Genomic DNA, 3,037 nt, shown 5'->3' with positions numbered 1-3,037 from the left:
CGGACCGATAAACGGATATGCCGACGACCGGTATGGCACAGACAGCGGCTAAGCGTCATCCGGTCCAACCCATGGCCGTGCACGGTCCCCCATCACGAAGATACGACATCCTATCGTACCGACCCCTCATCGTTCCGTAAACCATGGGAATACCAAACCGGACAGATGCGGATATTCACCAATATCATGGAAAATCCCCTTCCTGCATGAATGCACCTGTTGAATATCCGCGCGCACTGTCGTTTTCCATCTGTGGCTTTACTTCCAGCGGCTCGAACTCTTTAGAATGAGGGAAACCTGAACGAACCGAGGAAACGAGGAGCCATGACAATGCAATACACCAAACTGGGCGGGACCGACATCGACATATCACGGATCTGCGTGGGATGCATGAGTTTCGGCAAGGCCGGAACCATGCACGACTGGACACTGAATGCCGAGGACAGTGAGACCGTGGTCAGGCACGCGCTCGACCTGGGCATCAACTTCTTCGACACGGCAAACGGATACTCCAAGGGCACCAGCGAGGAGTACCTGGGCAGGGCCCTGGCCAGGACCACCAGACGGGACAGGGTCGTCATCGCCTCCAAGGTCTACTTCAATGAGGGCAGACTCTCCGACAGGGCCATCCACAGGGAGATCGAAGGAACCCTCAAACGGCTCGGCACCGATTACCTGGACCTCTACATCATCCACCGGTTCGATTACGAAACACCCATCGAAGAGACCATGCAGGCCCTGGACGACCTGGTCAGGTCCGGAAAGGTACGCGCTTTGGGCGCATCGGCCATGTACGGATACCAGTTCCACAACATGCAGATAGCAGCCCGTGATAACGGATGGACCCGGTTCTCCGCCATGGAGAACCACTACAACCTGCTCTATCGCGAAGACGAGCGTGAACTCATACCCATATGCCGGCAGATGGGGGTATCGCTCATGCCATACAGCCCATTGGCGGCCGGTCATCTGACACGACCCACATGGACAACCGACACCCTACGCAGCGAGACCGATAATGTGTCTCGCGGCAAGTACGACCGTGCCGAGGAGAACGACATGGCCATCGTGCGGCGGGTGGCCAAGGTCGCGGACGACCATGGGGTTCCCATGTCACAGGTGGCCATCGCCTGGCAATGGGCCAAGGGCGTGGCCTCACCGATCATCGGCGCCACCAAGGCCGGTCACTTCGACGATGCGGCGGCGGCACTGGACCTTCGGCTCACACCCGAAGAAATCACCTACATGGAGGAACCGTATATGCCCCACACGATCGTGGGAGCCATAGATCACAATCCGCCGCAAGGTACGATACTGCTGGACACTGAAAAGAACTAGTCGGCACCATGGCAATCGCAGACAAACTCACCTTCCGATACCTCAGCAGGTCCCAAAGCCACGGTGTTCCGGAGCCCATCTTATAGGAGGACTGCATGCGAATGGGGGGGGGGGGGGATGACTCGGCCGGAATCCACCATGCACACCATACCGATCAGGAACGTCGGGGACGCAGATTCATCGGGGATATCGGCGGAAGATACTGACACGGGCGAGAGATAAGGTAACGGGGTATCAATGGAGTGGCAACCCCTCCTCCCTGCGACGCCTCCCGAAGAGGATCGACCTCCAGACGGGTCATGATGGCCATGGCATCAATACCACCATGACCGGGAAGTTTTCCAGTCGGACAGGACCACACGAAAGGCCCAGAAGCCATGTCAGCATCCGATCAATCCCCATGCACCAGGCCAGTCAGACCCAAGGGAAGCCCTTACCATTATCTGATCGTCATTTCGGGCATCGTGTTCACCGGCATCACGGTCTCTCTGATCTGCAGTTGCGCAGGGATATTCTTCACCCCTGTCAGCCGCTACTTCCACGTGCCCAAGGCCGCCTTCACCGGATATTTCAGCCTCTTCAGCATCACCATGGTGGTCTTCCTGCCGATCGCCGGCCGCCTGATGAGCCGACTCGACATCCGGATCGTCCTGACCGTCAGCACCCTCCTGGCCGGGATCGGGTGCCTGTGCATGTCGTTCTGCAACCGGATGTGGCAGTTCTACATCTGCGGGGTGATCATGGGAATGGGGATGCCCTCCATCATCTACCTGGCCGTGCCCACCCTGATCAACGCCTGGTTCACGAAGAGGGTCGGCTTCTGCATCGGTCTCTGCATGGCCTTCACCGGCATCGGCGGAGCCATCTTCAACCAGCTGGGGAATTCAATCATCAGCTCGGCACCGGACGGGTGGCGGCGCGGATACCTGGTCTTCGGCCTGATCATCCTGGTGGCGACGCTCCCCTTCACCATCTTCGTTGTCAGGACCAGCCCGGCTGATATGGGACTGAAACCATATGGGGCCGAGGAGGTCGAAGAGGAAGCAGGAGCCGAAAACAAAGATTCTGCTGAATGCAAGACCCAGGAACCGGAAGCCCAGCCGCCGGGTCGGGGAATGACCGCGGCCCAGGCCATGCGTTCACCGGCCTTCTGGTCAATGGCCGTATTCTGCGGACTGATCACGATGAACCAGACCATTTACCAGTTCCTCCCCTCCTACGCGACATCCATCCCCTCCATGGCGACCTACGCCGGTCTGATCGCCTCCTCCTGCATGGTGGGCCAGGCCGTCGGGAAGATCCTCCTGGGCATGATCAACGACAGGAACATCGTCTGGGGCCTGGGAATAGGCATCGGGGGTGGCCTTCTGGGCGTCTTCCTGATGTGGTCCTTCCCCTCCATGACCATCCTCCTCCTGCTGGGCGCCTTCGGATTCGGGTTCGTATACGCCTGCCCCACGGTACAGACCCCCCTCCTGGTCCGGTCGGTCTTCGGCACCAGGAACTACACCGACATCTACTCACGGATCCAGATGGCCGGCTCCTTCGCCTCAGCCTTCGCCGCCCTGCTCTGGGGCATGATCGTCGACCTCCCCCACGGTTACACGATCCTCTTCGGCCTGAGCGCCATGATCATGATTGCCGCCCTGGCCCTGGGCGCATGGCCCCTGGCCTGGGCCAACAAGCACCCCACACGCTT

The 3,037-nt window shown here is 59.5% G+C and carries 2 protein-coding genes; both read left to right on the top strand.

Annotated elements, in window-relative coordinates; all coding sequences use genetic code 11:
- Nucleotides 1-330: 330 nt before the first annotated feature.
- Complete coding sequence (locus Q0K62_RS07940; protein WP_366515900.1) at nucleotides 331-1,338, top strand: aldo/keto reductase; 1,008 nt, start codon at nucleotides 331-333, stop codon at nucleotides 1,336-1,338.
- Between the two features lie 377 nt (nucleotides 1,339-1,715).
- On the top strand, nucleotides 1,716-3,037 hold a 1,322-nt coding region (locus Q0K62_RS07935), incomplete at its 3' end, for an MFS transporter (protein ID WP_297317435.1).

This window comes from uncultured Bifidobacterium sp. (assembly GCF_945269915.1).
Lineage (GTDB): Bacteria > Actinomycetota > Actinomycetes > Actinomycetales > Bifidobacteriaceae > Bombiscardovia > Bombiscardovia indica.
Note: the sequence above shows the minus strand (reverse complement) of the source record. Positions and strands in the feature narration are given on the sequence as shown.